Genomic DNA, 13,625 nt, shown 5'->3' with positions numbered 1-13,625 from the left:
TCCATCGCATTTTCGCAAATGTATTGCTATTGTATTGCTATTGTATTGTTTTCCTACCAAATTCCCATTCTGAACGCCTCACGCTCTACATTATAATAGTTGTCGGTTTTCAGTACGCTGCGCTTTCAGTTATCGGTTAAGAGCCCTCTTGTAACTGATAACCGAAAGGTTTTTCGCAGAAAAACCGTACTGACAACTGATAACCATTCTAACTAATGTGGAGTACCTCCATGGCGAAAGTTATCCTGAAAACCGATCAAATCCATACGGCTGATGCCGACATCCTCGGCACGGACGCGTATGGCGAATACCAGCTCTTTTGTGATACCTACACCGCACATGAAGTCTTCGTGCAAATACGGCGCGAGGGCGGTGCTTGGAAAAATGCACGCTACAACGGTAACGAAATCAAACTCACAGCGGAAGGTGATGTTCTCGATATAACCCTCAAGAAGGGCTTCGATTACCGACTCTTCACTGCAACTGCCGGTGCTGAAGTCTGGATCGCGAGAGACGATCCACATGGGAGTTAAACTATGATACGTGGCGGAATCGTCGGCGGGCTTTACGGAAACCGAGGCGGCGGTGGTGGCAATAATCCTGTTAGCTATTATTTCGGGAAGAACCAGACGAAACAGTTCGGTGGTCACTACACACCTGCCGGCACAGGAAACCAGCGCGCAGCCGAATTTAAAACAACCGCGGATCGAATCCTCGACGGCGGGAAAAATGACCTGCTCAGCATCACCCACGCCAGTGCTGAAGCCGATATAGACATCGGATCCGGTCCCAACAATTCGGTCTTATTGTTTCCAGAAGGACGGTATCATCTCTGTTTTCAAGGCTACGTGAATGCGACAACTACCACTTTTAGGGTTGACCTGAAAAAAATAAACACAGGCACAGATGATATTGTTCTCGCATCGACACCGGGGTATTCATCCGCTGCAGCACCTATCCGGACAACCTTTGAACTCATCTATATGGACTTTGAACCAGATGGCACCGAAAAGTTTTATTTTTTCTTTCCCGCAAACGGGAGCTCACCGAGGAGCCATTTCCTACGCGTCGAGAAGGTTGCCTAAACACCTGTAGGAGCGAGTTTCACTCGCGATAAGGAGCCACACTATGTCCAAAGAACGCATCTCTTCAAATGTACCGAGACAGACGAAGCTACGCGTACAGAAAGCCGCCAAGGCGTTAGGGCTTTCAGAATCCAAGTTCATTGAGCAAGCCGTCGAATCCGATCTCAAGAAACTCGATATACGGGTTCAGACGCACGAGGCACGCAGACAACGCGATCGCTTCAAAGCGAAGATGGAAGAAGCACAGGAGCACCTCACCGCGGCAGAAGCGAAAATCAAGGCTCTCGAAAATCGCGGGCTACTCGCGCGACTGTTCAATCGCAATCCAAAAATCCTATGCTAAACTTCCAATTCACCTACACCCGCTGCACACCGCACGGCACGATCCTTGAGCATATCGCAGAAACGATCAAGGCGCATACAGTCAAGTCCGCGAAACACGCACTCGTCAAACGCTTCGGTCTCCAGAACTGGTCACCGTGGCGGCAAACGGACACTGGAGGCTTCGTCAAGACCCGTATCTCACACGATTACCGAGGGAAAATCACTATAGAACCGACAGGAGAATAATATGGCACCTAAACGGAGAATAGGCGGCGATTCTTATATATTTATCGGCCGCAACTTAAAATACGGAGTCCCCATCATCGGGGAAAATGTTTTTGATGGGGAAGCCCCGACAACCTCACTGGCGAAACTCATCCGAAACCATTTTGTGTTCACACGGAATACACTCGATCCGACCGCAGAAGAAACGGAATCCGAAAGCATTATCGGTGGTGGCGCGACCGCAGAAAGCATCATCTCTAAACGTGGTGGCGGCGGCGAATGGGAGTTTGAACTCCTACCCGATGACGCGATCCATCTGCTGCTCGGTTGGTTCAACCCGACCACACTCCCAACGAATACCGACCTCAAACCGCAGGAGATCCCCGCTGGCAAAATCGGTGCCCCCAGCAGCAATACCGTGACAATCGATAACGATGATGAAACGGCACTCGCGAAATGGCCAGGCCAATTGGAGATCACCTTAACAGGTTCCCCTTCTGGAGCAGGTAAAATCCGAGCCTACGGACAAAAACGCGGCTCACGCTCCAACCAGTTCAATTCCCCAACCACCGAAGAAATTGCATTCGGGGACGGTGAAAAGAAACAGACAACCACAAATTTCTATCACCGCGCCGACAGATTTATACTCGATTGGGGAAATGGCACCGCGCCGACAGGTGTAACCCTCAAGTTCCTCCCGGATACGAAATGGGCAGCGTTGACGCTCAACGAGAACAATAACCCCTTCGACGGCTGGACATCTCAGATGCTCAAGGCGTTTACTCCCTATATCGCTTACAATATCATCCCGAATCTGTTCCGGTTGTCGATCGGCGCGAATATCCGGCTGCTGTTGGGCTTGCTGGCATCTTATGTTCAGGAAGCGAGAAGCCTTGCTGATCCCACCATCGTCGCGAACACTTTGGCAAATTTGCGCGCTGATGATGGTATCCTTAAAAAGTATCCGCGCAGACCCCTCAATTTTTATCCGAGTCTCGGCACAGCGGTCGTACTCGGAGAACCCGACGAGAGCCTCGAGGACCTTATCGCACGCATCGATGGCGACGACGCGCCAGAACCCATCGCAGTGACAAGCGTCGATATAGAAGGCAACCATAACTACGTCGATCCCGAAGGCTTTACAGGCGATCCGCTCGCAGGGCAACCCGTAACCAGTGAAACAGAATCACGCACCGTTACCGTCAACGCCGGCATCTACCATGAAACCGATGATGCAACCGAGAATAACGAGACGATACACTGGCAGGACATCTATTTCGAGAAACGCAAAGTGCCGATCGTTATCCGAAACTATAACTGGTTGTCAGACGGTAGACAGGTACTCGTCGAAAGCCGATTCGCAAATTGCGGGCTCACAGAAGTCCCCGGACTGCCCATCGAAGGCAGAGGCTCCGTCACACGGAATCTCGCATTTGAAGCCAACCGGTCCGTAGGGGCTACAACACCTGACGAAATATCAATGCGGTTCTATTCAGAGAAGGGGTTTGCAGAATGACGAAAAAAATGGAAGACATCGCGGCGAAGGCTGCCGTCAACTCGCCACAAGTATTGCAACGGAAAGAGGTACAAGGCGAACTTAACTTCATCAGAGATTTGAAGAAACTCGGAAAGAAACTGGAAGCAGATAATATCGTCGCTCGCTTCCCGGACCCCGAAGGGGGTGACCCGATTGACTTTGAAATGCGACCGATGACACCCGGCGAAACAGCGATCTATTACCAAACGCTACTCGGACACACGCTCATCGAGGCTTCCAGTGCCAGAATTCCTGATCCTGAAAGTGAAATTGAAATTGACGATGAGCAAGAACAAAAGCTGCAAGATGAACTCGCTGTCAAGAAATACGATACGAAACTCTTGAATATCCTTGAGTCGTGTATCATTAGCCACCCCGGTTTGACTGCTGAAGATATGCGGACATGGGACCCGTTTTATGTGATGAGCCTCCACAACGCACTCTTAGGAGGTAGCAGACCGAGCAAATCGGTCGCCCAGTTTCCTAACGTGGATTCAGCAGGAGGAGAATAGGGAAGAAGTCCTCGCCCTCTATTACACCGCAAAGGATAACGAGCGGCAGCCAAGTTATTACGCCTTTGGTCCCAACATCCCTATCCAAAGCCAATATGAAATCGATCTGTACGTCACTGCCATCGGCAAAGAACATGAGGCGGAATTAGCAGATGAAGCCGAGCAAAGTGCTTCTTCCGATGTGTAGGAGCGAGTTTCACTCGCGACCCCGGAGTTAACCCCAATGCCAAACACTCTTTTGACATTCGAGGTAGAAGATAGGCGTGCCCGTGCAGCGTTCTCGCGACTCAAGCGAGAAGTGGATCAGCTGGACTCCGAGTTTAAGGACACGCGATCTGAAGCACGCGCCGCGGGTGAAGCGATTGATGCACTCGGCGATCGCTCGCGCAGCGCCTCAAGAGATATTGACCGGCTCGGAGATGAATCACAGCAGAGCGCAACACAAATAGACCGATTAGCCACCGCCGCGAAACGGCAAAACACTATCTGGCGAGACACAAACGGTAGGCTTCGCGATGTGCGCGGTAGGTTCGTAAGTGCCGGGCAAGGTGCGGATCTCTTCGCGAATTCATTGGGCGGTGTCCGCGGGGTACTCACAGGCTTAGGTGCTGCACTCGCTGCACGCGAGATCTTTGAATTCGGCGTATCGTCCGTTCGCTCTGCCGGGCAGATGGAGGGCTTACTCCGGGGACTCCGAGCCATTGAAGGCACACAAGCAGATGCCAGACTCCGAGATTTCAACGAGATCGCAAAACTCCCCGGACTCAATACACCCCAAATTATCCGCTACTCTAATTCACTGCGAGCAGCAGGGGCAACCACTTTAGAAGTCGATGCGATTATCACCACCTTCGGGCAAACAATCGTAGGCTTAGGCGGTAACGCCGCAGACACTTCGCGGGCGATGCTACAGCTGACACAAGCGTTCGGTGAAAACAAAATCTCGCAAGAGAACTTTTCGACTATCAAAGAACTCATCCCGAATTTCAATAAACTCGCGCAAGAGGTTTACAACACCGATGGCTCCATGGATAGCCTGAACAAAACTTTTCATGCTTCCGGTCAGACATTAGGCACGTTTCTCTTACCCATTTTAGCGAAACTCCGTCAGGAAATCCCTGCCGCGCCGGTCGATTCTTACGCCCGTTCTATTGATGCCCTTCAGGAGGAATTCAATCAACTCCAGATCGCGATCGGGGATAGGCTGCTACCGGTCGTCTCCGGTGCTGCACGCGGTTTCGCGGAACTCTTTGATAATATCACAAACTTCATTCAAAACACAAACGCTGCGAAACAATCCGTTGAAGGGTTCACAACCGCACTCAATACCGCCACGGCTGCCGGGGCAGTGAACAAAGCGTTTGAAGACCGTATCGCTTTCTTGGAACAAGAGAAACAGGCACTTGACGCAGCAGCAGAAGGCCGCGCAAACTATTTCAGATTCCGAGGCAGAGATACGGAAGCCGGTCAACGCTATAAAGAAATTACGACCGAACTGGCGCGGTTGCAAGCCGCCCAAGGTAACGTCTCCGCGCAATCCGAATATCTCAGGAATGTTCAGAACGGACTCGCAACACAGGCGAGAACACTAAATACAGAAATCGCAGCGTTGGCAAATGAAATCAACGGACGCACCGGGAAATCGGTACAAGGGTTGAATCGGCAGCTCAGCGCGAAAAGGGCAGCACTCAAAGAAGTTCAAACGCAGCTCGCAACCAACGCTAACGCCCTACGCGCTTTAGCCTCTGCAAATACAAGCACCGCAAAGTCTACCGAACAGGCTGTAAGCAATGCCGAGAATTTCAGTCTCACTTTGGCGAAACTCCGGGCAAACGCGGAAGATACACGCAACGCACTCAATATCAGTATCAATCCGCAACAGTTAACCACCGGCTTCCAAGCAGCACTCGCGGCGAGCAACGCTTACTATAATGCTCGTATCGCGAACGCCCAGAACGCACTCGCACAAGAGACAGCGGGGACCGAGGCATACAATACACTGCAAACCCGGATATTTGAGTTAGGTAGACAACGGCTGCAAGCGGAGCGACAGATCACAGCTGAAAATCAACGGTTACTGCAACAGCTCTCACAGCAACGGATTGACACTGCGAACGCTGTTAGTGCTGCTGAAGTCGAAGGGTTCAAAGCTGCAGCACAGGCGGGGCAAGTCTACATAGATCAACTCACGAGACAGATAAACGCAATTCCACGCGTCAGCAGCCCGGATGCCCAGTACGGCAATTTCACCTCACAGCTCCGGCGAGATTTTGAAGAGACGGAACGGCAAGGCCACAGCTTGTTGGCGGTGATGCGGCAGATCGCGAACTACGCCTTTGCGACAGATTTAGAGGACCGGATACCCGATCCGATTGTCCGCGGGGCTGCCATCGATGAACGCATCGCCGAAGAAGCACGCGGTCAACAAACGCTCACCGATATCCGCCAAGCTGCCGGTGAACAAGGCAGACAATTCCTGAACAGGGTACTCCGGGGCGAGGAGCGAGACATACAGCGCAGTATCAATGCCCGTGCCAGACAATATCGGCAGTTTTCAAGTCTCGTTTCTAATACGTTCTTGGATTTGGCAACAGGTAGGGCACAGAGTTTTGAGAGCGTCGCGACGGCGTTCATTCAACAATCGCTGCGCATCGTTCTTAGGGCAGTGGTTGAAAATCAAATCTTGAAACGTTTGGATGATACGCTGACGGCTTCCAAGATAGCGAATATCCGGAAAGTTGCCGCGGCACAACAGGCAGGTATCGGGTTACCAGGAGTAGGCAACATTCCCGGACTCGCAAATATCGGCAATATCGGCAGATCGCTTTCGGGTGGTGGTGTTGCGCTGGGGGCTGCCTCGCTACTTTTCCCGGAACAGATCAAGAACCTCACCGGCGGGATAAAAGATACGATCGGCAGTCTGCTTTCAAACGTAGCGGCTGCGCCGGATAAGGCGTTTGGGGCGCGACAGTTGTTCTTAAAAATCGGAGAAAATGAAACGAGGGAAATCACCGATTACCAAGATGAACTTCGAGAAGAAGATAGGCTTTAGATCATGGCGCAATTTTTTGATTATCCTTTGAACTATGGCGGCGGTAGATCTCAGTATAGAGCCGTAGCAGATAACGACTATAACACCTTCACGTCAGAGACCTCTATGCTCCTGCACATCGACACGGCTGGCGATGGCTCCGGCACGGCGCGCGATTTTACCGACATCTTTATCAAAGGCTCCGGCATCAACAGCTACTTGGCAGCGTTCACCAACCCGGAGCATATTACCAGTCCCGCGGCACGTACACTGCCCGCTACAGTCAAAAACGATTCCGGGGATAGTGTGCCAATAACCGTTGACGGATACCAAAACGATCTGCACAATCTCTGGACAGACGAAAGCACCGCGAAGCCTAAAGCGAAATCTATCACTTTGACCTTTACTGGATCATCACCACGCATCCACGAAGTCATGGTCCTAAACCGGCTGCTGACACTTAATTCCGATGGCGGACTCTCACGGATTGAATACGATTCCATTGACCTCGGCGCGGTGGACGATGACCTTGTTGGCAACCTCTCTTACGTTCCACCGATTGGTGGCACTCGCGATAAATGGCTCGCTAACCTAACACTCCTTTCACCGAGGACACGCGGGTTACGCGATACGATTGCCGATGCCCTCATCTCGTTTATTCGGAAATACAAGAACTTCGTCTTTGCCGCAGAATATAACCGATACCCGGACCGCGTTTTCCCTGCACTCTGGCCCAACCCTGAGACGCAAATTCGGTACCTCTCGCGCTGGAAAGGCGGCGGACGGCGCGTACCCTTTTCTGTGCGGGAGGCATAACCGATGCTGAAACGCTTTAGCTATCAAGGCAACCCTATAGCCCTCACAGTGAAAATCCACGACGAAGACGTGACAGATGCCATCGCTGCGATGGACGATATTGTACGAGGCGTTGACTACCCGAACCTTACAGAGTTCCGCGTCGGCGAGGCGAGTTTCACGCTCCGAGACATCCACGGCGATTTTTCGCCAAACAATCCGTCGAACTTTTTCACGCGAAACGGGGGACGACGCACTGGACGACATTCGCCTGTCGAGATCAAGACGGGTTTCATTGTGGACGGTACACGACACACTGAAACTGTCTTTAAAGGGACGATCATCCGCCTCGTCCAAGACGCGAAGCCCGCGACTGTGAAAGTCGTCTGCACGGATAACTTCGGGGATATGCGCACGAAAGCGATTGCAGACTTCGGGATACCGCGGCACTTTATGTTGACGGAAGACCTTGCGCAATCTGGGGAAAACGGGTTCTATCCTGCCTGCTGCTGATGGTTCTGTTAAGTTGGCAACGCGCGTGGGTGATGAGATCGCACCCGTTCAGAAGTTGAAAAACGAGGGTGTCCTGGACCCAAAAAACTTTGTTGTTGATGCCGAAGGCGTGCGAACGGAAGGCGGACCTATCGTTAATCGGGGCATCGGCTACCCGCAGCTAAAGATGAAATCGCCTTACAGGTACCGCCATATAAAAGATGTGATTGCCGATATTCTGACGCATGCCGGCATCACGGATTCCGAAATCGAGATACCGCCACAGGATGTTGACGCGCATTTCTCCAGCAATGGACGCGTTGGGTATGACCTGATCGGGAATATAGGGTCTTCTAATCCTGTCACGTGGAATGGATACGTGACAGATCAGCTGGATGACACTGCGAATAACAAACGGTATTTTCTCTATAATAAGCACCGGAACAATCCGAACGGGTTTTCTCAGGTGATTGAATACGATAAGACAACCCGCACCGAGACCAAATTGCACGGCTTCGCAGCTGCTACCGAAGTGTGGAAGTTTACAAAGTCCGGGACTTCACTTTATATTTTGGCTACCACCGGTGGGAATTACGACGCAAACGAAAACTCCTGCGAAACACAAATTATCCAGTTGGACATCACCAGTAAGACAGAAACCGTTTTTGTCTCGCACACCGTCAGCCTACAACCGCAACTCGCGCACTATTATCACGGCGTTGGTTCTGTTTTCATGAAACCCGACTCGCGACGGCAGCTGATCTATAGGGAAAATGACGGCTTATACTATGCTTATGTGGATGCTGGCAACTCGCAGTTTGGTGTTGCGAAAGTTGCCACTGCAGGTGCCACCCCAACTGCTATCATTACGATGAACATGGACAATTTTGAGAACCACGGCGGCATCGGCTTCAATATAAGCCGGAGTACGCTCATCGGTGGCATGACGTTCCTCAGCGGCGGACGCAGCCAAACGCTCGTTTTCAAAAAAGCACTCTAAGGACCCTTCGCCAAATGACGAAGGGCTATACAAATAACCTTTTTAAAGTCCCCCTGATAAGGGGCGGGGAATGCCCATAAGGCATTCATACCGTTGATTCTTTAGGGGGTTGAATTCAGACAACGACTATGGCACTCCGTGGACAACCCAATTCTCAATCAATCACGCTCGTTTCCGGCAGTAAACCCCCGTCAGTCCTCACACAGGGACTGTCCGTCAACATCACGCTGCCGAGCGAATCCCCGTACCGCGGCCGTATCGCCACTATCCGCTTTGACTGGGTCGATAATTTGAATCAGCCTGCACCGGTCGTCGGCTTCGGTATCGGCGCTCTCGCGCCTGGTGTTGGCGGTGAACTCTTTAACTTTACGCAACACAGCCCCAGTAGCTACTCTGTCGATGTACGGTTCAGTCTCCGATCGGGGGAGTGGACAATTACCGTGAGAAGCCTTGCCGCTTCGCTGATAGTCGATCCGAGTATCAAAGGCCCGGCTGAAGATACGAATGCCACAATGCAACTCGCAGGCGAAATCCCGATCGTCAAAATCGGTGTGCCTACTGAACGCCCTATTACCGAAAGACCGGTCCCGATTACTTTCGATTGGCTATACACCGACGGCACACCCGCACCGATGGAGAATTTCGATCTAACGGATACGGATACCGATGTCGGCACACTCGGAAACTTCGCACAGGTCACCGGTGATGCGAGTAAGTACACCGCCGACCTCGCGATTCCGCAGTCCAACACCAAGACGAAAGCCACGATTACCGTCTCGGCACGGATCGCACAGGTGGCGAATTCTAATCCGGCTGTCCTCGGTCCCGAAGATGATACCTCGCGCACGTTTGAAATCGCCGCGCCAACGGCAATTGCACAGGTCACGGGTGCTGATAGTGTCTGTGTGCTTGAGAAAGATATTATCGAGAACGACTATCTCAACGATGTCATCCCGCATCTCGGTGATAACGCTGGCGGTGCCTTTATCGGCGTTTTTGAACCTGTGGAGATTGCCGATTACGTCTACTACGTAACGCAAATTCGGAAACTGACGCAAACCGTTGATGATGACGGCGATCTCGTGATACCAGATACCCCGGAAAACTTTCTCTCGAACTTACAGGCAGGTGCCGCACTGGTGAGAGTGAACACTGCGAATTGCCAATTTGAAATCTTGAAGGCGTATTCGGATGTAACGCTCGCAGCGCGTTCGCTCACCGTTGAGGACACTGTGCTCTATTTTATGGAGGGTTCGCATTATATGTACGAGGATGGGACGGAGTTTTCGGATCCCGATTGGCGCGAGAAAGTCGGATACCTCTATAAAATTGAACACCCACCAAGGACAATTCAGGAAGTCGGACGCAACTGGCGCAGCGCAACGACGACGGATAACCCGGACACCGAGGCAACGGATTACTTCTACGGGGTGCATGGCGGAACGTCTGCACCGATAGTGATAGCAGATGAGGTTCTGCATATCATCACCGGCTTCGGGAATTTTGACGACATCGGGCAGCCCCGCGGTGAACACCCGGTCAACCGCATCGGGAATTGGAACTGGATACAATACCACGATCAGATCAATCAACGCCTCAGCGAGGTGCTGACAAACGGACGCACAGGGTTCGATGTGTTGAGAGACATCGCGATCGTTACGAATTCGATCATAGGCTTCAAGAACGATACCTTTTTCATGCGGCCCCGTGAACCCCAGAAAGCTCTCAACGGCGGCGGATCAGGTATCACCGCGACACAGCGTGAGGTTACCGCGGATGAACTCAACTGGGGCGCGTTTCCTACCACCGGCTGGCTATTCATTGACGGTGAACTTATTCAGCACAGTGGCGCGGATGACGATGGCGAATTTGCTAATCTTGTCCGCGGTGCCGAGGACACTACCGCTGCTGCACATACCGGTAAATTCAATATCACTTTCGTTGACCATATTTTATCACTAAACAGCGACACACTGGAGATGCCGATCAAATCAGTCATAGCGAACAATGATAACCGCCAATTCTATAATCAGGTACGACTCCGATACGGGGACGGTGAGGCGGTTCTCGTTGAAGATGCGACCTCTATCGCTGAGAACGGCGCACGGCTTTTGGAGGTTACCGTCCCGCTCGATGCGCATCAGCGCGTCTGGGCGGAATGGCTCGCGAAAAGTTACCTCGCACGTTTCAAAGATATTCACCAGATCCTAAACCTAACATTGAAATCGAGTTTCTATATGTCTGTCGGCGATGTCGTCTCTCTGAAAATCCCAGAACGCCTGCACCTCAACGGCACGCTTTGCCAAGTGCTTGAAATTCGAGATACGTTTCGGAGGCCGCCAGCAACGGCTGTGAAACTGGTCACGCTTAACTAAAAAGGAAGTAGTCATGAATCCGTTTTTTGAATTACCCAACGACAACCCTTTAACATGCCATGTCATGGGAACACCGACCGCGCCAGCGAATCCGCACTACGTTTTGTCACATTGGTCGCAAAAAGCACGGAATTATTGTTGGATGCTCAAGTCGGCGGGGCATCATGTTATCTATTATGGTTACGAAACTTGTGATGTGGAATGTGATGAAAAAGTTATTATCGCATCAGAGGATATACTCTCAGAGGCATATCCGAATTTTCATGAAAATTTGGGACATATCGACATAAATGTTAAGCCTGAAAATCCAGAAGCAATTGAATTTCTGGGAAAAAGATGGGCACTTGATACAGGTTTCGCGCTGAAAAAAAGATACAGACCTGATGATTTCATATATTGGACAGCTCCTTTTGGCGGTCAACGTGATCTTTATCATGAGTTAAAGGATCTCCCAGTTCGGCATGTTGAACCTGGTATTGGTTATATCGGCGCATTTCTACCGTATCGGATTTTTCAAAGTACCTTTATGCGTGACTATCATTATGGCGTGTATTATAGCAATTTGAAATGGCGGGATTTTCTCAAAGAGGCTGCTCACCAGATAGAAAATGGTAAGCCACACCTTCTGTTTACTTGTATAGATTGGGAAACGCCACCGTTGTCTGACGCTATAATTCCTAACCCTTATGATATTTCGCTGTTTGATTTTAGTGTCGAGAAAGATGAGTATCTCCTCTACTTGGGTCGGATTTTACCGGGTAAAGGGATTACAGAGGCAGTAGAAGTGGCAGAACGCACAGGTATGAAATTGATTGTAGCGGGACCGGGTGATTTGGAAGCGTCAATTGGTAGAAAACCGGGTCCAAATGTTGAAGTACTCGGATATGTGGGGGCTGATGAACGCAGAAATCTTCTATCACACGCGAAGGCAGTGTTAAGTCTGGCACGTGTTTATGAAACATTTGGAGGTGTGGCTATTGAGGCATTGATTTCCGGGACAGTTCCGATCGTAGCAAATTCAGGGGGATTCCTTGATACAATCCAGCATGGGTATAATGGTTACCGTGTTGATTCTAATAATATTGATGCCGCTGTGCATGCTGTTGAGAATCTCGATAAAATAGATCCTTATGTCCTTCGCGATTCTGGGTTGCGTTTTTCGAGGGAGTATCTTGCTCCCCAGCATAATGCATACCTACAACGTATTGATAGCGGCAAACCGGTAATTGTTTCAGATTGGCTTGATTCTCGTCAAAAAGTAGAATGGCCTGAAGAGTGGATGCAGGCAAAAGACGCGGCATAGATGTGGGTAATAGGTATGAACCCCTTAGAATGGTTTAGAATTCCAGATATTTTAATACGACACAATGATACTGTGGCGTATATTCGGAATATTTCTGATTTTTTGAAATATTCGGTAGCAGCTGAAATTACGGCTTGGGGTTCTGCTGGAATTACGGCATCTATTCGTCGTGGAGATTTGGTTGTCCGATGGGAAAATCCTTTACCTGTTAATTCGTATATAATTCTGAAAGCTGAACGCGGAAATGAGAAACCGGCAACAAGACGAGTCTCGATTAATGATTATTCAAGGCTTTTACTCAGGGATCCGCCACCACAGTACACGCAACCGCCTCCAATTTTATCACCATCACCAGGACAATACACGCAACCGGACCCGGTGTTATCGCCCTCGCCTGCACAGTATACTCAGCCTACGCAGCTGTCGCCTTCACCGGGGCAGTATACACAGCCGGACCCGGTGTTATCGCCGTCTCCGGGACAATACACACAACCGAGTCCGCAGTTATCGGCCTCGCCGACGCGGTACACGCAACCGGAACCCGTGCTTTCCGATTCGCCAAGCGCATACACGCAACCAACGATTTTATCAGCGTCTCCGGGAACCTATAGTCAGCCTGAAATTTTGTCGGCATCACCCGGACAGTACACGCAGCCGGACCCGATGTTGTCGGCATCACCCGGACAGTACACACAGCCAAGCCCACAGCTATCACCGTCTCCACCGCAGTATACACAGCCTGACCCTGTTTTGTCGGATTCTCCGGGAACTTATAGTCAGCCTGAAGTTTTATCCGCTTCACCCGGACAGTACACACAGCCAAGCCCACAGCTATCACCGTCTCCACCGCAGTATACACAGCCTGACCCTGTTTTGTCGGATTCTCCGGGAACTTATAGTCAGCCTGAAGTTTTATCCGCTTCACCCGGACAGTACACACAGCCAA

Annotated in this window: 13 protein-coding genes; all 13 read left to right on the top strand. The window is 50.9% G+C overall.

Annotated features, from left to right (window positions below):
• Nucleotides 1–230 precede the first annotated feature (230 nt).
• On the top strand, nucleotides 231–533 hold the full coding sequence (locus OXH00_25930; protein ID MCY3744470.1) for a hypothetical protein: 303 nt from the start codon (nucleotides 231–233) through the stop codon (nucleotides 531–533).
• Between the two features lie 3 nt (nucleotides 534–536).
• On the top strand, nucleotides 537–1,085 hold the full coding sequence (locus OXH00_25925) for a hypothetical protein (GenBank protein MCY3744469.1): 549 nt from the start codon (nucleotides 537–539) through the stop codon (nucleotides 1,083–1,085).
• Nucleotides 1,086–1,128: 43 nt separating this feature from the next.
• The gene (locus tag OXH00_25920; GenBank protein MCY3744468.1) at nucleotides 1,129–1,428 is read left to right on the top strand and encodes a hypothetical protein; all 300 of its coding nucleotides are present in this window, start codon (nucleotides 1,129–1,131) and stop codon (nucleotides 1,426–1,428) included.
• Nucleotides 1,422–1,655, top strand: a complete 234-nt coding sequence (locus OXH00_25915) for a hypothetical protein (protein MCY3744467.1) — start codon at nucleotides 1,422–1,424, stop codon at nucleotides 1,653–1,655. The genes OXH00_25920 and OXH00_25915 overlap by 7 nt, the downstream gene beginning before the upstream one ends.
• Nucleotide 1,656: 1 nt before the next feature.
• Nucleotides 1,657–3,150, top strand: a complete 1,494-nt coding sequence (locus OXH00_25910) for a hypothetical protein (protein ID MCY3744466.1) — start codon at nucleotides 1,657–1,659, stop codon at nucleotides 3,148–3,150.
• Nucleotides 3,147–3,683, top strand: a complete 537-nt coding sequence (locus OXH00_25905) for a hypothetical protein (GenBank protein ID MCY3744465.1) — start codon at nucleotides 3,147–3,149, stop codon at nucleotides 3,681–3,683. Before OXH00_25910 ends, OXH00_25905 begins: the two co-directional genes overlap by 4 nt.
• A 223-nt stretch (nucleotides 3,684–3,906) precedes the next feature.
• Nucleotides 3,907–6,735 carry a tape measure protein gene (locus tag OXH00_25900; protein ID MCY3744464.1) on the top strand — a complete coding sequence of 943 codons (2,829 nt, stop codon included), beginning with the start codon at nucleotides 3,907–3,909 and terminating at the stop codon, nucleotides 6,733–6,735.
• Between the two features lie 3 nt (nucleotides 6,736–6,738).
• Nucleotides 6,739–7,530, top strand: coding sequence for a hypothetical protein (locus OXH00_25895; protein ID MCY3744463.1), 792 nt, complete (start codon nucleotides 6,739–6,741; stop codon nucleotides 7,528–7,530).
• Nucleotides 7,531–7,533: 3 nt separating this feature from the next.
• Nucleotides 7,534–8,022: a hypothetical protein gene (locus tag OXH00_25890; GenBank protein ID MCY3744462.1), complete on the top strand. Its 489-nt coding sequence runs from the start codon at nucleotides 7,534–7,536 to the stop codon at nucleotides 8,020–8,022.
• Entirely contained in the window at nucleotides 7,979–9,001 is a 1,023-nt protein-coding gene (locus OXH00_25885; GenBank protein ID MCY3744461.1) for a hypothetical protein, read from the top strand. Before OXH00_25890 ends, OXH00_25885 begins: the two co-directional genes overlap by 44 nt.
• A 128-nt stretch (nucleotides 9,002–9,129) precedes the next feature.
• Complete coding sequence (locus OXH00_25880; protein ID MCY3744460.1) at nucleotides 9,130–11,376, top strand: hypothetical protein; 2,247 nt, start codon at nucleotides 9,130–9,132, stop codon at nucleotides 11,374–11,376.
• Between the two features lie 13 nt (nucleotides 11,377–11,389).
• On the top strand, nucleotides 11,390–12,679 hold the full coding sequence (locus OXH00_25875; protein ID MCY3744459.1) for a glycosyltransferase: 1,290 nt from the start codon (nucleotides 11,390–11,392) through the stop codon (nucleotides 12,677–12,679).
• 15 nt (nucleotides 12,680–12,694) lie between these two features.
• Nucleotides 12,695–13,625: hypothetical protein (locus tag OXH00_25870; GenBank protein MCY3744458.1), on the top strand; the 931-nt coding region annotated here is incomplete at its 3' end.

This window comes from Candidatus Poribacteria bacterium (assembly GCA_026706025.1).
In the GTDB taxonomy this organism is placed as follows: Bacteria; Poribacteria; WGA-4E; order WGA-4E; family WGA-3G; genus WGA-3G.
The sequence above is the reverse complement of the archived record's forward strand: the minus strand, read 5'-3'. Positions and strand labels throughout refer to the sequence as shown.